The organism is Amycolatopsis sp. A1MSW2902 (genome assembly GCF_017312175.1).
In the GTDB taxonomy this organism is placed as follows: Bacteria; Actinomycetota; Actinomycetes; order Mycobacteriales; family Pseudonocardiaceae; genus Amycolatopsis; species Amycolatopsis nivea.
In genome coordinates this window covers 4,727,622-4,744,599 of record NZ_QJPO01000001.1, presented here as the reverse complement: position 1 = coordinate 4,744,599, position 16,978 = coordinate 4,727,622, and the positions used below count along the sequence as shown (strand labels likewise).

Sequence of the window (16,978 nt, the reverse complement as noted above, 5' to 3'; positions counted from 1 at the left end):
GGGGAGTCTGGCCGGGTTGTGCCGGAGATGTCGCGTCGTGACGGGGGTTCGGCGGGTGACGTGGCGGAGTCTGGCTGGGTCGCGCGGGAGATGCCGCGTCGCGATGGGGGTCTGCCGGGTGGCGCGGGGGAGTCTGGCCGGGTTGCGCCGGAGATGTCGCGTCGCGACGGGGGCCCGCCTGGTGGCGGGGCGAAGTCTGCCGGGGACATGCCGGAGGTGATGCGTCGCGATGGTGGCGAAGCGGAGTCTGCCCGGGGCGCGCCGGAAGTGCTGCGTCGCGACGTGGGCCCGCCGGGCGGTGAGGCGGAGTCTGCCGGGGGCACGGTGCCGCGGGCGAGGGCCGGTGACCACGATCGTCCGGTGCCGACTGCGGGGATTCGGCCGGAAGCGCCGCCGTCGGCAGGGCGGTTGCGTCGGACTGGTGCGCCGAAGTCATCGTCGGGTGGTCGGTCTGCGGTGCGGGAACCGTTGTCTCGCAGGCAAGTTGCCCGGCCTTCGTCTTCCGTAGCGCAGGATCGGGACGCAGCAGGGCTCGTTCCGACGCAGCCGTTCGCCGCTCCTTCGCGGCCGGACGGCGAGCCCGGGAAATCCGGAACCCTCGCTGGCGAATTGCCGCAGGCAGCTCCGGAACGTGCCGATGAGCCGTCGCCCGCAGCGGAGCAAAGGAGTCCGGGCAGGCGGCTGAGTGAGACGGCTCGTCAGTTGGCCGCCTCGGCCGTGCGGACCGTCCGGGAGCGTCGAGGCCAGTTCATCCGCATCATTCGAAAGGGGAATTCCCGATGACCGCTCAAGTACGCCGCCAGATCTGCGCTCTCGTTGCCGCGGCCGCGATCCCGCTCGCCGGGGCCGGGACCGCCGAGGCCGCCGTCGTGGCGCCTGGGACCGCGCAAGCGCAGAACACCGGCGACACCGCCAATGACGACCACGACAACGGCAACAACGGGTTGTGGGGTCTGCTCGGGTTAGTGGGCCTGCTCGGTCTCGCGGGTCTGGTGCGCCGCGGTCCGAAACCAGGCGCGATGGCGGGATATCCGGCCGCGCCGGATCGGCAGGCTCCGCCCGCGAATACCTATCCTCCCGCTGGTCCGCGACGTGAGCCGCCGGGGGTGTGAGGCTGACTTCCGGTTAGGCGGGGAGGGCCGCAGCGGGCTCCCGCCTCGCTGACGAAAGTTGCTGTGCGGGAACGGCTCGATTGCTCGGGCCGTTCCCTTGCGCACGAAGAAACCGCTGTCCGGCACGGTGATTCCGCGCTCGTACCTGGTGAACGCGCCGGCCGGGAGTGATGCGGGCCGCCAGCGCGTGGAGCGGCCGCCGGAAACGAGTTGTCCGCACGAAAAACACTGCCCCGGGCAGCAGTGTCCGTACGAGAAGCACCATCCCGGGCAGCAGCGTCCGCACGAAAAGCGCCGCCTCGGGCAGCGGTGTCCGCACGAAAAAGCGCCGCCCCGGGGCAGCAGTCGCCGGGGCGGCGGAAGTGGGTTACCGTGTCGAACACGCCGGGTGGGACCGGCATTGCCTCAGCCAGGGTCACCGGTCCCACCCGTGCCGACGTCGCGGGGCGTCGGGGCCGTCCGGGGCGCGGAACTGGAGTGTGCAGCTCTTTCCGCGCTCCGCACGCACCTCAGGACGCTGACGCGAACCGTCGGACTCCGTGCCTCGGCCTGCTTTCCGCACACACAGCGGGCGGCCTCGGCAGGAGGCTCAGCCGCCCTGGACGCTGCCGCCGTCGACGACGGCGCCCGAGGCGCAGTTGTACGGGGACTGGCCGGAGGCGCTGTTCTCGCCCGGCGACAGGATCGGCACGCCGATGCCGTTCAGCGAGTTGCGGACCGGGACCTGGACCCCGAGGACGTTCACGTCGTTGCCGCACAGGCCGAGCGTGCCGTTGACGTTGTGCGCCACGTCGGTGTTGTTCAGGTTCACCAAGCCGACCTGGCCGGGTCCGCCGTGGTGGTGCCCGTGGTGGTGGCCGTCCGCGGTGTCGGCGGCCGCGATGCCGCCGAACAGGAACGCGCCCGCTGCCATCGCGCCGGACACGAGACCGATCTTCTTCAGCATTCAGAACTCCTCTGGGAATTTCGGCGACCGGCGATGCCGATCGCGGACTCTGACGATTGCGTCAGCGGTCGCGGCAATGAAGGTGTGTGCTCCGCGGCCGGATGAGGAAAACGTACTGGCATTCCGGAGTCGTTTCCACCTCTCGCCACCATCGTGTCGGCCGCCGATCCGCTGACCGGGCTGCAAGGTCTCTTTCGGGTTTATCCGGGAGCGCTATTGTAATGGGGCCAACAACATTCGCTTCTCCTCGCCGGTCAAACATCGAGCCCAGCGGAATATGCGCATTCTCCGGAGATCAGAATATTCCGTGCACGCGAAAGGGCTCTGCGCCGCCGGGGACGGCGGCGCAGAGCTTCCGGAAACCGTTGCTACCGCGCGGGCCAGGCCTCCGCTTCCGCCGCGAGAGCGGTGGCGACGTCGAGTTCGCTCGAGCGCACTTGCGCGGCGAGCGTCCCCGGCCGCGGCTGGAGCAGCAGCCAGCCGGTGACGTCCTGGTCGGTGTAGCGCGGCGCTTCGTCGTCGCCGATGCCAAGGGCCGCAAAGTATTGCCGCGCGGCCCACGTTTCCGGGACCCACGCCCGTTCCCAGCGCAGCACGATCCGCGCGAGGTCGTTGCGCGGGTCGGCCGGATGGATAAGGCGGTCGCCGGCGATGGCGACCAGGCGCGGGGTGTAGGTGGCGCCCGGGGCGCCGATCATCAGGTGACTGTCCATTCCTCCCCCGAGTCCGCGGGCGGAGTTCGTCCGCCCGCGCGAAAAAAGCTGGGCATCAGCGGGGAAAGACGGCCGAGGGCGACGGCACCTCGCGGGCGCGTCCTTCCGCGGCTCTTGGCTGAACCGCTGCCGATAGTACGGATGCGCCGGACGCGGCGGAAACCGGCCCGGCGCAAGGGAAACCGGCCGTCGGGCGAGGCCGCGCGGCTCCGTCCGGCACGGCCTCCGATGGCTGCGGAAAACGCTGAGAAGGACTGCCGTGGCCACGGGATCCGGCGAAATGAGCGGAAAGCTCGCCGCAATTCTGAACCACGATCTCCTCTGCTTCCGGTGTGTTCCGGCGGAATGTCCGCCAGGCGCGGCCGATGCCGCATCCCCAGTGCCGGGAGCGAAACGGTTCGGGGTCGGTTCGCTCCCGGCAGTCTCGACAATATCGGGCGGTCCGGGGAGAAAGCACGCAATTTCCGGGAAAGCATTCCGAAGAGTGTCTTTTCGGCCGGTCAGGAAATTGCGCTGGTTACCCAGCTCCTTCGGGGGCGAAACTTCACGATCGGAGGGTCCTGAGTTCTGTTTTGTCCGATCAGCAACTACTGTGCGTAATGCACAGCAAAGGGCTGGTGCGCTCGCACCAGCCCTCCGCCGTGATTCCGGTCGTGCTCGACGGATCAGTCGAGGTCAGGCTCCCGGACGTCCGCCGCGGCTTCGGTCGAGTGGCTGTACGCGCCCGTCGGACCGGCCCCGACGTCCCAGGTCCGGTATCCCACTGCTCCGGGCACTGCGAGCGCGGCTACTCCGGCCGAAGTGGCGCTGTCCGGGCCCGCGGCGAGCTCCGATGCGCTGTACCAGGCGTGGTCGCGTCCGGCGTGGCTGCTCACCTGCGCCGAGGCGGCCCCTTCCGGACCGGCTGACGTGGCTTCGTCGTGATACGAGGAACCCCAGTCCCGGGATGCCTCGCGGATTTTGCGCACCGGGGCAGCGTCAGCAGTCCGCGCCGCGGCTTTCTTGGCCCGCGATGCTGGGGCGGCCTTGACCGGGGTCACGACGTGCTCCTTGCCCGGGGTCGCCGAGCGGACAGCGGAGGAAACCGGGGCCGAGGCCTGGGTGTGCACCGCGTCCTGCGCGGGCCAAAGCGGACGGACGACGTCCCCGCTCGTTTCCCGCGACCCGTGCAGCACAGCGGCGCCGCCGATGCCCGCGAGGCTGCCGTCGTGCTCGCTCCACCGGTTGCCCCACTCGTCGACGCCGGACTCGTGGTGCAGCACGCCCGCGCCGCCGATCCCCGCGAACACGGCCGACTCCTCCTCGCTGCTGGACTGGTTGGGCCACCAGCCCGTGGTGAGCGGCATTGTGTCGCCGGGGCCCTCGGCGGCCGCGGCGGTCCCGGGCAGGGCCAGGCACAGCGGAGCGAGGATCAAGCCGGACAGCAACGTCCGTTTCATCGACATGACAGTTCGTTTCCTTTCCAAGGGAAAGCGCCCGAAATGAAAGACGTGGAGCCGCGAACGAGCGCTGGGACGACCGGCGTTGCGCCGGGCCGGACTGACGTTACCCCTGGTCCCGCGCGAATTGCCGGCTCCGGAAAGCGATCCGCCCGCCCGGGTGCCCGCGCTTTCGTTCGGCAGCGGCGAAAAACCGGAGTTAACCTGGGGAAATCCTTTCCCGGCAAGGTAAACCGCCTTTCACGCCAGGGTGACGGAGGTTTCCGCGCGGTTCACCGGATCGGGAGGCGCGGCGTACACCCTTCCCAGTGGCAACCCCGCGACGAGCGGGCGATGTCGTTAGCGGGCAAAGACAATCGAGGGCATGTGTTCCTTACGCCGGGCCGGTGCCGCGCTCGCCGCCGTTCTGCTCAGCTTCGCCCACTGTCCGGCCGCGTCGGCTGCCAGCGCGCCGCAGCTCCTGCTGGGACAGGACTTTCCGGACCCCGACGTCGTCAAGACCGGCTCGGGATACTTCGCCTTCTCGACGACCACCGGGTCCGGCAAGGTCCCGGTGGCGAGCGCGCCCGCGCCGGAAGGCCCGTGGCGGATCGTCGGCGACGCGCTCGCGGCCGTGCCGAAGTGGGCGAAGCCGGAGGGCGGATTCTGGGCCCCGGACGTCACCGAGGCGGCGGACGGCACCTTCGTGCTGTACTTCGCCGCGACGCGCCTCCCGAACGGGCCGATGTGCCTCGGCACGGCGACTTCCGCACAGCCCGCGGGCCCGTACCAGCCGGACGGCGACGCGCCGCTCGTGTGCGTGCCCGAGGACGGCGGCGACATCGATCCGCAAACCTTCCTCGACGCCGACGGCACCCGGTACCTGCTGTACAAGGCGAATGGCTCCGCCTCGGGCCCGCCCGCCGCGATCTTTTCGCAGAAGCTGAGCCCGGACGGACGATCGCTGTCCGGTCCCCGCACCGAACTGCTGCGCGCGGACCTCGGCTCGGAGAAGAACGTGGTCGAGGCACCGACGATGGTGAAGACGCCTTCCCGGTACGTGCTTTTCTACTCCGCCGACACGTTCCAGAGTTCCGGCTATCACACCGGTTACGCCACCGCTCCGACTCTCGCCGGTACCTTTGTCAAGGCGGACGCGCCGTTTCTCTCCACTGAACGGCTCGGCGGCGCTGTCGACGGGCCGGGCGGCGCGGACGTGGTCGGCGGGAATATCTACTTCCACGGCTGGCTCAACGGCGGGCGGCAGGCGCGCGGGCTGTACCGGATGCCGATCAGCTTCCCGGGCGACGTCCCGCAACTTGGCTGAGCACAGCGGAAACGGCCGCCGCGGGGCAGATGCTCCGCGGCGGCCGCTGTCAGGCCGGCGTCAGTGGCCCTGAGCGGAGCCGCCGTCGACAGTTCCGGTTACCACACCGGTTACGCCACCGCGCCGACGCTCGCTGGCACCTTCGTCAAGGCGGATGCGCCGTTTCTCTCCACTGAACGGCTCGGCGGCGCCGTCGACGGACCGGGCGGCGCGGACGTGGTCGAGGGGAACATCTATTTCCACGGCTGGCTCAACGGCGGGCGGCAGGCGCGCGGGCTGTATCGGTTGCCGATCAGTTTCCCGGGCGACGTCCCGCAACTTGGCTGAGCACAGGGGAAACGGCCGCCGCGGGGCAGATGCTCCGCGGCGGCCGCTGTCAGGCCGGCGTCAGTGGCCCTGAGCCGAGCCGCCGTCGACGATCGTTCCGGAGGCGCAGTTGTACGGCGACTTGCCCGCGGCCTCGTTCTCGCCCGGTGACAGCACCGGAACGTTGATGCCCTGCGCGACGTCGCGCACCGGGACCTGCACGCCGAGCACGTTGACGTTGTTGTCGCACACGCCGCCGACGAGGTTCAGGTTGTGCACCGCGTCCAGGTTGTGCACGTTGCCGAGGCCGACCTGGTCGACCGGGTCGCCCGTCGCCGTGCCCCCGGCCGCGGAAGCCGATCCGCCGAGGACGGCCATGCCCGCGGCGAGCGCCGTGGCGACGAAACCGAGCTGCTTGATCACTGGTGAAAACTCCTTGCCAACAACAACCCGCCGCGTTTCGGCGGGAAGAAAACGGGCCGCGAATCCGGGATCGCGGCCGGGCGAACGGGGTTCGTGCTCCGGACGGGGCCGGTGCGCCCCTGGGCAGTGCTGCACCGGTCCCGCCCGGCCGGCGTCGCTCCGCGTCGCGGGCCCGCCGGGGCCGGCCCGGGAATGTCGGGCAGGTCCCGGCCCGAGCGGGCACGGACGACGCGGAGGCGAACTGCCGGACTTCGCGCCTCGGCCGGTTGCGCGTCCGGCCGGGTGCGAAGGATCAGTGGTGCTGTGTGCGGAGCTCGCGCTGTATTCCGAGCGAGCCGGGGGTTGCGGACGCGACTGTGCCCGGCGCGAAACCGGGGTTGTTCAGCATGGGAAGCGCTCCTAGCGGGATGGGCGATCACGTCGGGCGAAGTGCCGGTCCTGGGGTGCGTCGGGAAACCTACTGGCGCGAAGCGGGCGGCTTCCACTTCGTTCCACCATCGTGTCGGGTCGCGATTCTCTGACCGGGATTTCCGTAACCCAATGGGGGAAGCGGTTTTCCGGGCCGGGAAAGCGGACTATCCGGTCTCCTCCGGAAGGTGCCGCGGCACGTGCGCGCCCCGTTCTTCGACCCGGCGCATCACCGGCGCGGCCAGAATCCCGTGTATCAGCACGGAAAGCGCCACGGCCAGCGCGCCCACCCGCCACAGCTGGTCGGCGCCCGGCAGGTTGGCTTGGTGGAGTCCGTAGGCGAGGTAGTACAGCGTTCCGATGCCGCGCACGCCGAAGAACGCGATCGCGAGCGCGGCGCGTCCGCGGGCGGGGGAGCGGATGAGGGAACCGACCCCGGTGAGCGGCCGGATAACGAACACCGCGACGGCCGCGAAGAGGACTTCGAGCAGGGTCGTCCCGCGCAGCAGGCCGTCGCCGAGGGCGAAGCCCAGACCCAGCAGGGTGATGGCGACGAAGAGCCGTTCGAGCTGGCGGCCGAAGGTGTGCAGAACCTCGTGGTAGCCGTGCGAACGCTCACTGGTCCGCACGCACACGGCTGCGGTGAACACGGCGAGGAAACCGTTGCCGTGCAGCAGTTCCGCCACCGCGAACGGCAGGAAGGCCAGTGCCAGCAGCACCAATCCGTCGGAATATTCGGCCAGCCGGAACCGCGACGACGGGATGCGGAAGAACGCCCACGCCAGGAGCCGGCCGAGGGCGAGCCCGACCAGCACCCCGATCGGCAGCGGCAGCAGCACATCGGTGCCGATCGACACGTGGGTGCCCGCTAGCAGCAGCGCGACGAGGACGAACGGCATCGCGAGACCGTCGTTGAGGCCCGCTTCGGTGGTGAGGGTGAAGCGGATCTCGTTGTCCCGCGCCAGATCCGGCTCCACACCGGGGTCGGGGACTCCGACGTCGCCCGCGAGTACCGGGTCGGTGGGGGAGAGCGCGGAGCGGAGCAGCAGCGCGGCGGCGGGCGCGAGCCCGAGCCACCACCAGCCGAGCAGGGCGACCGCGGCGATCGAAAGCGGCATCGCGACGAACAGCAGCCGCCACGGCGACATCCATCTTCGCAGCCCGAACGGCCGGTCCACGGACAGGCCCGCACCCGCCAGCGCGAGCACGATGCCGAGCTGGGTGAAAGATTCCACCACGTCCGCGTGCTGGGCGGGCGAAGCCCAGTCGCCGAGGTAGGGCAGCGGCAGCAGGCCGAGCAGCAGCCCGGCGAGCACCATCACCAGCGGGGTGGAGAACGGGCGGTCGGCGACCAGTTTCGGCAGCACGGCCGCGGCGAGCGCGAGCAGTCCGGCGACGCCGAACAGGACCGGGAGCGGCGGCACCTCAGGCGGTCGCTGAGGTGTCGAAGCGAAGTCCCTCGTCGCCCGCGTCCACGCGCACTGCGGTGCCGGGCGCGACGTCGCCGGACAGCAGCCGGCTCGACAGCGGGTTGTCCACGTACCGCTGGATCGCCCGCCGCAGCGGCCGCGCGCCGAACTGCGGTTCGTAGCCCAGTTCGCTGATCCGCCGCACCGCCTCCGGCGTGAACTCGACGGTGAGGCCCTGCGCGTGCGCCCGTCGTTTCGTGCGCTCCAGCAGCAGTTCCGTGATCCGGTCGAGCTGGCCGGCTTCCAGGCGGCGGAAGACGACGATCTCGTCGATCCGGTTCAGGAACTCCGGGCGGAACGATTCGCGCAGCCGCCGCATGAGGCGTTCGCGCAGCTGGTCGCCGTCGCCGTCGGCGGGCTGGACGAAGCCGAGCGCGCCGTGGGACGAGCTGCCGACGAGGTCCGAGCCGAGGTTGCTGGTCATGATGAGGACCGTGTTGGCGAAGTTGACCGTGCGGCCGCGGCCGTCGGTGAGGCGACCGTCGTCGAGGACCTGCAGCAGCACGTTGAACAGGTCCGGATGCGCCTTCTCGACCTCGTCGAGCAGCACCACGGAGTACGGACGGCGCCGCACCGCCTCGGTGAGCTGGCCGGCGTCCTCGTACCCGACGTACCCGGGCGGCGAACCGATCAGCCTGCTGACGGTGTGCCGCTCGGAGTACTCGCTCATGTCGATGCGCACCATGCTGTCCTGGTCGCCGAACAGCGCCTCGGCCAGCGCCCGCGCGAGTTCCGTCTTGCCGACGCCGGTGGGGCCGAGGAACAGGAAGCTGCCGAACGGCCGGTCGGGCTCCGCGAGCCCGGCGCGGGACCGCCGCACCGCCTCGGCGACCGCGCGCACGGCGTCGTCCTGGCCGATCACGCGGTCGTGCAGGTGCTCCTCCAGGCCGAGCAGGCGCTCCCGCTCGGTCTCGGTGAGCCGCGTCGCGGGCACGCCGGTCAGCCGGGAGACGACCTCGGCGATGTCCGCGTCGGTGACCTCCACCGGGCCGCCCGGGCGCTCGACGGGTTGTTCGAGACGTTTCCGCACGTCAGCTGCCTCGTCGCGGAGCGAGGACGCGCGTTCGAAATCCTCCTCGGCGACGGCCTGGTCCTTCTCGCACTGCAGTTGGTCGAGCCTGGCCTGCAGCTCGCGCTGGCCGTCGGGCTTGGTCCGCGCGCGCAGCCGGACGCGAGCCCCGGCCTGGTCGATCAGGTCGATCGCCTTGTCCGGCAGGAACCGTTCGGTCAGGTACCGGTCGGACAGGTCGACGGCCGCCCGCAGCGCGTCGTCGGTGTAATGGACCTGGTGGTGGGCCTCGTAGCGGTCGCGGAGGCCGTGCAGGATCGACACGGCGTCCTCGACGGTCGGCTCGGGCACCAGGATCGGCTGGAACCGGCGTTCCAGCGCCGGATCGCGTTCGATGCCGGTGCGGTACTCGTCGAGTGTGGTCGCCCCGACGATGTGCAGCTCGCCGCGCGCGAGCGCCGGTTTCAGCATGTTCCCGGCGCCCTGGCCGCCGCTGCCCTCGCTCGCGCCGGCGCCGACGATCGTATGCAGCTCGTCGACGAACACGATCAGCTGGTCGCCGTGCTCGCGGATCTCCTTGAGCAGCGCGGACATCCGCTCCTCGAAATCGCCGCGGTAGCGCGTGCCGGCCACCATCGCGGTGAGGTCGAGCTGCACGACGTGGCGGCCGCTGAGGATGTCGGGCACGTCGTCGTCGGCGAGCCGCTGCGCGAGGCCTTCGACGATCGCGGTCTTGCCGACGCCCGCCTCGCCGATCAGCACGGGGTTGTTCTTGGTACGGCGGGAAAGCACCTCGACGGTCTGCTCGATCTCGTCGTCGCGGCCGATCACCGGGTCGATCCGGCCTTCGCGGGCGCGGGCGGTGAGGTCTTCGCCGTACTGGGCGAGCGTCGGGGTGTCCTGCAGCGGTGTGGGGCTGTCCGCGGCGGAATCCTGCCGGAGGCGGTCGGTGGTCACGCCTTCTTCCCGCAGGATGCGGCCCGCTTCGGACTCCTCGTTGGCGGCGAGCGCGGCCAGCAGGTGCTCGGGGCCGATGAACGGGGAGCCGAGCCCGCGGGCGAGCTGGTGGGCGTCGATCAGCGTGCGTTTCGCACCGGGTGCCAGCGCGGTCGCCGTGGTTTCGCCGTTGGCGGCGTGGTCGCGTTCGACGCGCCCGGCGACCTTGGCCGGGTCGACCCCGGCGCGGGTCAGCGCCTGCGCGGTGGCGGGCAGCTGGGTGGCGGCCCACAGCAGGTGCTGGGTGTCGACGTGCCGCCCGCCCCACGCGCCCGCGCGGTCCGCCGCCTCCGCGACGAGCCCGCGGGCCTGGTCGGTGAGCAGGCGCGCCACGTCGACCGAGTAGCCGCGGCGGCCGGGCGCGGCCTGGCCGAAGAACTGCGACAGGAACTGGTCGAAGGGGCTGTTGCCCTGGCCGGGCGGGAAAAATCCGGTCATCGGAGCGCTCACATCTCGGAATCGGGGTCAGGAGTCCGCTTACCCGCTGCCCGCGCCGGTAAACGGGCGCCGCCGGTCGTGCCTCCAGGCCGCACGTTTCGCGCTCCCGGCGTGCGGGCACCCGGGCGGTCGGAGGTGGTGGGATGTCCTCGAAGGACCGGCTGGCCGCGTACCGCGCCAAACGCGACCCGCGCCGGACCCCGGAGCCGAGCGGGGGCCGCGGGAACGCCGAACCGGTGTTCGTCGTCCAGCGGCACGACGCGAGCAGCCTGCACTTCGATTTCCGGTTGGAGATCGGCGGCGTCCTCGTCTCGTGGTCGGTGCCGAAGGGTCCGTCGCTGAATTCCTCGGACCGGCGGCTCGCCATCCGCACCGAGGACCACCCGCTCGACTACGCCCGGTTCGAGGGCACCATTCCCGCCGAGGAGTATGGCGGCGGCACCGTGATCGTGTGGGACACCGGCCCGTTCGACGTGCTCACCGACGACCCGGCCGACCAAGCCCTCGAAGACGGCCATCTCAAGGTCTGCCTGCACGGCGAGAAGCTGAAGGGCGCCTTCTCCCTGATCCGCCGCGACTCTTCCGGCCAGGAGCAGTGGCTGCTGATCAAAAAGGACGACGAGGGCGCCGACCGCCGCCGCAAACCCGCGAAGACCCAGCTCGAATCCGTGCTCACCGGACGCACCAACCGGGACCTCGAATGACTGGTCCTGGCTGGCGCGAGCCGACCCTCGCCACCCTCACCGACCGCCGCTTTTCCGACGAGGACTGGATCTACGAGCGCAAGCTCGACGGCGTACGCGCGATCTGCGTGCGCGACGGCGGCACGCCCACGCTGTACTCCCGCAACCGCAAGGTGATGGACAACGCGTACCCCGAGATCGTGGAAGCCCTTGCCGCGCAAGGCGGACCGCGATTCGTCGCGGACGGGGAGATCGTCGCGTTCGACGGGGACCAGACCAGTTTCGCCGCGCTCCAGCCGCGCATCCACCTGACCGATCCGGAGCGCGCCCGCGCGACCGGCGTGCGCGTGTACTACTACCTCTTCGACCTCCTGTACTACGACGAGCAGGACACCACGCCGCTTCCCCTGCGCGAGCGCAAGTCGATCCTGCGCGACGCCTTCACCTTCAAAGACCCGCTCCGCCTGTCCTCGCACCGCAACACCGAGGGCGAGAAGTACTTCGAGGAGGCGTGCCGCCGCGGCTGGGAGGGCGTGATCGCGAAACGCGCCGACGCGCCGTACCACCACGGCCGCTCGCCGGACTGGCTGAAGTTCAAGTGCCAGCAGGGGCAGGAGATGGTGATCGGCGGGTTCACCGCCCCGCAGGGCAGCCGCATCGGTTTCGGCGCGCTGCTGCTGGGCTACCACGAGAAGGGGCGGCTGCGGTACGCGGGCAAAGTCGGCACCGGGTTCGACCACCGGCTGTTGACCTCGCTGCACGCCGAACTGGTCCGGCGCGAAACGGACGGTTCGCCGTTCGCCGATCCGGTGCGAGAGCCGGGTGCGCGCTGGGTGCGGCCCGAGCTGGTCGCCCAGATCGGGTTCTCCGAGTGGACCCGCGACGGCCGGTTGCGGCACCCGAGGTTCACCGGCCTGCGCGAGGACAAGAAGCCGTCCGACGTGATCCGGGAGCACCCGTGAAGATTTCCCATCCTGACAAGGTTTTCTACCCCGCCGACGGTCTCACCAAGGGCGACGTCGTCGAGCATTACCGCACGGTCGCGCCCGCGATGCTGCCGCACCTGCGCGGCCGCCCCCTCACGCTGCGGCGGTACCCGGACGGCATCGAGTCCGAGGGGTGGTTCCAGAAGCATCCGGGCGAGCACTTCCCGTCGTGGCTGCGCACCGAACGCGTGCCGCGCCGGGGCGGCGGGACCGACGAGTACGTCGTGTGCGACGACGAGGATTCCCTGCTGTACCTGGCGGACCAGGGCACGGTGGAGTTCCACGTCTGGCTGTCTACTGTGGACGCTCCGGAGAGGCCGGACCTGCTGGTGCTCGATCTGGACCCGCCGGACGGCACCGACGTCGCCGACCTGCGCACCGCAGCCCGCCGCATCCGCGACCACTACGCCGACGCCGGTCTCGCCGCGTACCTCCAGGCCACCGGCGGACGCGGCTTCCACGTCGTGGCGCCCCTCGACGCCACGGCGACCACGGACGTGGTCCTGGAACTCTCCCGAGCCTTGGCGGACCGCATCGCCGCGGCCGACCCGGAGCACCTGACCACCGCCCAGCGCAAGGACCGGCGCGGCGACCGCGTCTTCGTGGACGCGAACCGCAACGGCTACGCCCAGACGTTCGTGGCCCCGTACTCCCTGCGCGCCCGCCCCGGCGCGGCGTCGGCGACCCCGCTGGACTGGACGGAACTCGGCAAGGCCGAGCCGAACGGCTGGGGCCCGGACAAGCTGCACCGGCGGCTGGCGCGCAAGGACGACCCGTGGCGCGGAATGGAGAAGGACGCCGGATCAGCGGAGAAGGCGCTGGAAAAGCTCAGCTGACCCGCCTTTCCCGCCACCGGGCTGTCCGTGAAGGACTCCTTGGGGGAATCAGATTCCTTCAAGGAGCCCTTCACGGACGACGTGCACCAGCGCCCGCGGCGATCAGACCCCGGAGACCTGCTGAATCCAGTCCCGCCCGGCGGCCACGCTGCCGTAGGTGGTGACGCTGGAGCGGTCGCTGGTGGAGCACACCCCGACCTGGATGCCGCCGTCGACCATCGGACCGCCCGAGTCGCCGCCCGCCACCGCGCCGTTCGGGGTGCTCGCCGTGATGGCCGGTCCGCCGGAGTTGTCGCTGTCCTGGGTGTTCGAGATCGTCACCTCGGCCTTTTTCAGCACGCTCGACTGGTGGTGGCCCTCGTCGGTGCTCTGCGTCGCGCCCCAGCCGTACACGGTGGCGCTGTCGCCTTCCTGCGCGTCGTCGGAGCTGCTGGCGAGGCGGGCGTACGTGCTGCCGCCGTCGGTGTTCAGCTTGATCAGCGCCAGGTCGCCGCCGGAGTAGACGTAGGTGGAGGCGGCCTTGGCGTGCACGCCGCCGCTGGCGCTGTTGGAACCGATGTACAGGTCGATGTCGGTGAGGCGCTGTCCGTTGTTGTCGTACATGCAGTGCTTCGCGGTGAGGACCCAGCGGCTGCCGATCAGGGTGCTGGTGCAGAAGAAGGTGTAGCCGTTCGCGTGGCCGTTGAAGCGCGTGATGTAGCCGGGGTTCTGCGCGGTGCTGCCGCCGATGATCGACGGCTGGGCGGCGGGGGCCGTCGGGCTCGCGGACGCGGGGGTCACGGCGAACGCGCCGAGCACCGCGCAGGAACCGGTCAGCACGGCGAGGGCCCGGGTGAGTGCGCGCATGTCGCTCCTTGGGGACAGTTTCCGATGGGGACGCTTCCGAACGTAAGCAGCGCGGCCGGGCGGCGGAATCCGCCGAACCGCCGGTGGCGGGCAAGCGGCGGCGACGCGACTTTCGGCGGGTTGCCAACCGGTGAACGGATGCCGAGAATCCGTCTCGACCGGTCCGTTTTTTCCAGGAGAGGCGAAATGCGGTTGTTCGCCCCGGCTCCGGGCGGGGAGCGGCTGGCCAAGGCACTGGCCGAGGGGCCCTTCGAACGCGCCCTGACGCTGGCGATCGAGCGCAGCGGCCTCGGGCTGGCGCGGCTGCGCGAACGGCTCGCGGCCTCGGGCGTGCCGGTCAGCACGACCACGCTCAGCTCCTGGCGCACCGGGCGCAGCCGTCCGGAACGGCCGGAATCGTTGCGGGCACTGGCTTTGCTCGAGCCGGTCCTGGACGTCCCGCCGGGGACGCTGCGCGCGCTGCTGGACCGGCCGCGCACCGGCTCCCCGGCCCCGCGCGCGGCGCGCTGGGACCGGTTGTGGGAGAACCGCAGCCTGCTTCCGATGGTGCTGAACTCGTTCGAGGACTCTTCGCCGGAATCGGTCAGCGTGCACGAAACCCTGCACGTCGACGCCGCGGGACGGATGCGCGGTCTCCACGTGCGGGAAGTGCTGCGGGCGCTGGACGAACCGGCGTTCGTGCGCATCGTCGCGCTGCGCGGGTTCACGCCCGGGCAGTCGCCGGCGCTGGTGTCCGCGCGGTATTGCCGGCCCGGCGTCGTGCGGACGACGCCGGAACAGGCGTTCTCAGTGACTGAACTCGTCCTCGACCATCCGCTGGCTCCTGGCGAGACGGGGATCGTCGAGTACCGGTTCGCGTTCCGCGACGAGGAACCGGATTCGCGCTACGACCGGCGGTTCCGGCTGCCGATCGCGGAACACCTGCTGGAAGTGCATTTCGATCCCGCGGCGCTGCCCGCGGAATGCGTGGCCTACCGGCAGGACTCGCCGTCCGGTCCGGAGCAGGAGACCGCCGAGGTCCGGTTGCGGCCCGGCGTGCCCGCCCACGTGATCCGGACCGGACAGGCGGCCGGGATTCACGGAATGCGGTGGCGGTGGTGATTTCGTGACCGTCCGCGATCCACTGCGGACGGCCGCGGTTTGTCCTTCTTGGACAGACAGTGCTTTCCGTTGGGAACAGAGCGCTTCGCGCGCGGTCCGCTACTGAGCGTTCGATTCTGCGCTGACTGGTGGGCGGCGCTGCGCTGTTCGGCGCAATTTCGATGTTCCTGGCGAGTAGGCAGTTTTGGCCGGAGCACCCGGGGTAGCCGACTCCACATGTTTCATCGGCCTGGCGAGAGTGGACGCGACGACGGCCGGAGGCGTGATGGCTGAAAACAGCCGGTCGCCCGCCGGGCTCATGCGCGACGCGCGTGCGGTGTTCGAGGAGCTGACCGAAAAGGACATCGAATCCGTGTCGGCGTTCACCCGGGACGGCGACGGATGGAAGCTGCTGGTCGAAGTGCTTGAGCTGGAACGGGTTCCGGACACCACCAGCCTGATGGCCACGTACTGCGTGCGGGTCGACGCACAGGGCGGCTTCCTCGGCTACGAGCAGGTCCGGAAGTACGCGCGCGGCCAGATCGACGCGTGAGGAAGGGAAGGCGATTTCATGACCATGGCGACCGGACGGCAGGGCCAGAACGGCCAGCTGCAACGCAGGCCGGGCACCGGAAACCTCTACGACATCCTCGAACTGATCCTGGACAAGGGTCTCGTGATCGACGCGTTCGTGCGGGTTTCGCTGGTGGGCATCGAATTGCTCACTGTGGACGCACGGATCGTCGTGGCCAGTGTGGACACTTATCTGCGGTTCGCCGAAGCGTGCAACCGGCTGGATCTCACCCGTGCTTCGAGTGCCACGACGCTGCCGGACTTGCTGGGCGAGGTGACCGAGAAAGGCGCCAAAGGGAAGTCCAAAGGCGCGTTGACCGGTGCGGTCGAGACGTTCGCCGAGCAGTTCCAGAAGTCCAGCGACAAGGACGAGAAGGACGAAGAGCCCGAAGAACGGCCGCGCGCTCGCAGCCGGCGCAGCAGTGCGAGGTCGAGCGAATGAGCACTTATCTGTACGGCATCACGTTCGCCGATCATCCCGCGGAAGTGGGCGATCTGCGCGGCGTCGGGCCGTCGCCGTCGCCCGCGCGGGTGCTGGCGGCCGGGGACGAGCTCCGTGCGGTGGTCGGCGATGTCGAGGGTGAACTGCGGGCGAAGCGCCGAGATCTTCTTGCCCACCAAGAGATCTTGCAGGCATTGTGCGAAAAGGGGCCGACGCTGCCGATGCGCTTCGGTGTCGTCGCGGACGACGACACCGCTGTCGCGGAGGAGATCGCGGCGAAAGCCGAGGTGTACACGGCTGCACTGCAACGCGTCCGTGGACACGTGGAGATGAACGTCAAAGTCTCGCACCGGGAAGGGGCCGTCCTCGGCCAGATTCTCGCCGGGGACGAGGAAATCCGGAACTTGGCCGCGACCTTGCGGGAGGACGCCGGTCGCGGGCAGGCGGAGCAGGTGCGGTTCGGCGAACTGGTCGCCGGACGGCTGGAGGAACGCGAAGGCGAGGACGCCAACGCGGTGCTGAGCTACCTGCTTCCGCTGGCGTCCGAGCATGCTCCGGGACCGCGGGTCGACGGATGCTTTTTCAACTGCTCGTTCCTGGTGCCGCAGCAGAAATTGGCGGAATTCCAGGACGCGGTGCAGCGGTTGACGACCCTGGTCGAGGAAGTGGCGGAGGTCCGCGCACAAGGACCGCTGCCTCCGTACAGCTTTACCGAGGACGAATAGTGGGACTGCTCGGCGAGATTCTCCTGCTTCCGCTGGCGCCGGTGCGGGGCGTGGTCTGGGTGACCGGGCAGGTCGTCGACGCCGCCGAGCAGGAGCAGATCGCGCAGCTGCAACGGGAGCTCGTTGCGCTGGAAAAGGAGCTGGTGGCCGGCGGGATCACCGAAGAGGAGTTCGACCGCAGAGAAGACGAAATACTCGATCTGCTCGAAGAATTCGACCGGGGGGTTGCCGGATGAACGGAG

The 16,978-nt window shown here is 70.2% G+C and carries 18 protein-coding genes; 11 read left to right on the top strand and 7 right to left on the bottom strand.

Going from position 1 to position 16,978, the window contains the following annotated elements:
* Nucleotides 1-779: 779 nt before the first annotated feature.
* The gene (locus tag DMP23_RS21615; protein ID WP_337822334.1) at nucleotides 780-1,112 is read left to right on the top strand and encodes a WGxxGxxG family protein; all 333 of its coding nucleotides are present in this window, start codon (nucleotides 780-782) and stop codon (nucleotides 1,110-1,112) included.
* 589 nt (nucleotides 1,113-1,701) lie between these two features.
* Here the strand turns inward: DMP23_RS21615 and DMP23_RS21610 are convergent.
* The 3 genes from DMP23_RS21610 to DMP23_RS21600 all read right to left on the bottom strand — a co-directional run bounded on the left by DMP23_RS21610 (nucleotide 1,702) and on the right by DMP23_RS21600 (nucleotide 4,216).
* Nucleotides 1,702-2,058, bottom strand: coding sequence for a hypothetical protein (locus DMP23_RS21610; RefSeq protein WP_037818485.1), 357 nt, complete (start codon nucleotides 2,056-2,058; stop codon nucleotides 1,702-1,704).
* 368 nt (nucleotides 2,059-2,426) lie between these two features.
* On the bottom strand, nucleotides 2,427-2,771 hold the full coding sequence (locus tag DMP23_RS21605) for a hypothetical protein (protein WP_037818484.1): 345 nt from the start codon (nucleotides 2,769-2,771) through the stop codon (nucleotides 2,427-2,429).
* A 665-nt stretch (nucleotides 2,772-3,436) separates the two neighbouring features.
* Entirely contained in the window at nucleotides 3,437-4,216 is a 780-nt protein-coding gene (locus DMP23_RS21600) for a hypothetical protein (RefSeq protein ID WP_337822333.1), read from the bottom strand.
* A 358-nt stretch (nucleotides 4,217-4,574) separates the two neighbouring features.
* Between DMP23_RS21600 and DMP23_RS21595 the strand changes: the two genes are divergently transcribed.
* Both DMP23_RS21595 and DMP23_RS21590 read left to right on the top strand, forming a co-directional pair.
* Nucleotides 4,575-5,516 carry a glycoside hydrolase family 43 protein gene (locus DMP23_RS21595; protein ID WP_337822332.1) on the top strand — a complete coding sequence of 314 codons (942 nt, stop codon included), beginning with the start codon at nucleotides 4,575-4,577 and terminating at the stop codon, nucleotides 5,514-5,516.
* A gap of 63 nt (nucleotides 5,517-5,579) precedes the next feature.
* Nucleotides 5,580-5,843, top strand: a complete 264-nt coding sequence (locus DMP23_RS21590; protein ID WP_337822331.1) for a hypothetical protein — start codon at nucleotides 5,580-5,582, stop codon at nucleotides 5,841-5,843.
* A gap of 60 nt (nucleotides 5,844-5,903) precedes the next feature.
* Here the strand turns inward: DMP23_RS21590 and DMP23_RS21585 are convergent, their stop codons facing one another.
* The 3 genes from DMP23_RS21585 to DMP23_RS21575 form a co-directional block, all read right to left on the bottom strand.
* Nucleotides 5,904-6,245, bottom strand: coding sequence for a hypothetical protein (locus DMP23_RS21585; RefSeq protein ID WP_037818481.1), 342 nt, complete (start codon nucleotides 6,243-6,245; stop codon nucleotides 5,904-5,906).
* 575 nt (nucleotides 6,246-6,820) lie between these two features.
* The gene (locus DMP23_RS21580; RefSeq protein ID WP_337822330.1) at nucleotides 6,821-8,077 is read right to left on the bottom strand and encodes a cation:proton antiporter; all 1,257 of its coding nucleotides are present in this window, start codon (nucleotides 8,075-8,077) and stop codon (nucleotides 6,821-6,823) included.
* 1 nt (nucleotide 8,078) lies between these two features.
* Entirely contained in the window at nucleotides 8,079-10,565 is a 2,487-nt protein-coding gene (locus DMP23_RS21575) for an ATP-dependent Clp protease ATP-binding subunit (protein ID WP_337822329.1), read from the bottom strand.
* A gap of 143 nt (nucleotides 10,566-10,708) precedes the next feature.
* Between DMP23_RS21575 and DMP23_RS21570 the strand changes: the two genes are divergently transcribed.
* The 3 genes from DMP23_RS21570 to ligD (DMP23_RS21560) are packed head-to-tail and all read left to right on the top strand — an operon-like array spanning nucleotide 10,709 to nucleotide 13,070.
* A complete protein-coding gene (locus tag DMP23_RS21570) occupies nucleotides 10,709-11,269 on the top strand; it encodes a DNA polymerase ligase N-terminal domain-containing protein (protein WP_337822328.1) in 561 nt (186 codons plus the stop codon).
* Nucleotides 11,266-12,210: a non-homologous end-joining DNA ligase gene (gene ligD, locus DMP23_RS21565; RefSeq protein ID WP_134734073.1), complete on the top strand. Its 945-nt coding sequence runs from the start codon at nucleotides 11,266-11,268 to the stop codon at nucleotides 12,208-12,210. Before DMP23_RS21570 ends, ligD (DMP23_RS21565) begins: the two co-directional genes overlap by 4 nt.
* Nucleotides 12,207-13,070 carry a non-homologous end-joining DNA ligase gene (gene ligD / locus DMP23_RS21560; protein WP_275294078.1) on the top strand — a complete coding sequence of 288 codons (864 nt, stop codon included), beginning with the start codon at nucleotides 12,207-12,209 and terminating at the stop codon, nucleotides 13,068-13,070. Before ligD (DMP23_RS21565) ends, ligD (DMP23_RS21560) begins: the two co-directional genes overlap by 4 nt.
* Before the next feature lie 102 nt (nucleotides 13,071-13,172).
* On the opposite strand, the gene DMP23_RS21555 is transcribed toward ligD (DMP23_RS21560), so the two are convergent.
* Nucleotides 13,173-13,916 carry a trypsin-like serine protease gene (locus DMP23_RS21555; RefSeq protein ID WP_043834229.1) on the bottom strand — a complete coding sequence of 248 codons (744 nt, stop codon included), beginning with the start codon at nucleotides 13,914-13,916 and terminating at the stop codon, nucleotides 13,173-13,175.
* Nucleotides 13,917-14,102: 186 nt separating this feature from the next.
* On the opposite strand from DMP23_RS21555, the gene DMP23_RS21550 reads away from it, so the two are divergent.
* The 5 genes from DMP23_RS21550 to DMP23_RS21530 all read left to right on the top strand — a co-directional run bounded on the left by DMP23_RS21550 (nucleotide 14,103) and on the right by DMP23_RS21530 (nucleotide 16,972).
* Nucleotides 14,103-15,017, top strand: coding sequence for a hypothetical protein (locus DMP23_RS21550; RefSeq protein WP_134667924.1), 915 nt, complete (start codon nucleotides 14,103-14,105; stop codon nucleotides 15,015-15,017).
* A 265-nt stretch (nucleotides 15,018-15,282) separates the two neighbouring features.
* Nucleotides 15,283-15,549: a gas vesicle protein GvpO gene (locus DMP23_RS21545; protein ID WP_037818560.1), complete on the top strand. Its 267-nt coding sequence runs from the start codon at nucleotides 15,283-15,285 to the stop codon at nucleotides 15,547-15,549.
* Nucleotides 15,550-15,567: 18 nt separating this feature from the next.
* Nucleotides 15,568-16,011: a gas vesicle structural protein GvpA gene (locus DMP23_RS21540; protein ID WP_337822327.1), complete on the top strand. Its 444-nt coding sequence runs from the start codon at nucleotides 15,568-15,570 to the stop codon at nucleotides 16,009-16,011.
* Nucleotides 16,008-16,736, top strand: a complete 729-nt coding sequence (locus tag DMP23_RS21535; protein ID WP_337822326.1) for a GvpL/GvpF family gas vesicle protein — start codon at nucleotides 16,008-16,010, stop codon at nucleotides 16,734-16,736. Before DMP23_RS21540 ends, DMP23_RS21535 begins: the two co-directional genes overlap by 4 nt.
* Entirely contained in the window at nucleotides 16,736-16,972 is a 237-nt protein-coding gene (locus tag DMP23_RS21530) for a gas vesicle protein GvpG (RefSeq protein ID WP_037818472.1), read from the top strand. Before DMP23_RS21535 ends, DMP23_RS21530 begins: the two co-directional genes overlap by 1 nt.
* The last annotated feature ends 6 nt before the right edge of the window (nucleotides 16,973-16,978 follow it).

Bases quoted from the DNA above. Each gene is read 5' to 3' on its own strand.
- DMP23_RS21615 (WP_337822334.1), top strand. From the start codon at position 780: ATGACCGCTCAAGTACGCCGCCAGATCTGCGCTCTCGTTGCCGCGGCC.
- DMP23_RS21610 (WP_037818485.1), bottom strand. From the start codon at position 2,058: ATGCTGAAGAAGATCGGTCTCGTGTCCGGCGCGATGGCAGCGGGCGCG.
- DMP23_RS21605 (WP_037818484.1), bottom strand. From the start codon at position 2,771: ATGGACAGTCACCTGATGATCGGCGCCCCGGGCGCCACCTACACCCCG.
- DMP23_RS21600 (WP_337822333.1), bottom strand. From the start codon at position 4,216: ATGTCGATGAAACGGACGTTGCTGTCCGGCTTGATCCTCGCTCCGCTG.
- DMP23_RS21595 (WP_337822332.1), top strand. From the start codon at position 4,575: ATGTGTTCCTTACGCCGGGCCGGTGCCGCGCTCGCCGCCGTTCTGCTC.
- DMP23_RS21575 (WP_337822329.1), bottom strand. From the start codon at position 10,565: ATGACCGGATTTTTCCCGCCCGGCCAGGGCAACAGCCCCTTCGACCAG.
- DMP23_RS21570 (WP_337822328.1), top strand. From the start codon at position 10,709: ATGTCCTCGAAGGACCGGCTGGCCGCGTACCGCGCCAAACGCGACCCG.
- ligD (WP_134734073.1), top strand. From the start codon at position 11,266: ATGACTGGTCCTGGCTGGCGCGAGCCGACCCTCGCCACCCTCACCGAC.
- DMP23_RS21555 (WP_043834229.1), bottom strand. From the start codon at position 13,916: ATGCGCGCACTCACCCGGGCCCTCGCCGTGCTGACCGGTTCCTGCGCG.
- DMP23_RS21550 (WP_134667924.1), top strand. From the start codon at position 14,103: ATGCGGTTGTTCGCCCCGGCTCCGGGCGGGGAGCGGCTGGCCAAGGCA.
- DMP23_RS21545 (WP_037818560.1), top strand. From the start codon at position 15,283: ATGGCTGAAAACAGCCGGTCGCCCGCCGGGCTCATGCGCGACGCGCGT.
- DMP23_RS21540 (WP_337822327.1), top strand. From the start codon at position 15,568: ATGACCATGGCGACCGGACGGCAGGGCCAGAACGGCCAGCTGCAACGC.
- DMP23_RS21535 (WP_337822326.1), top strand. From the start codon at position 16,008: ATGAGCACTTATCTGTACGGCATCACGTTCGCCGATCATCCCGCGGAA.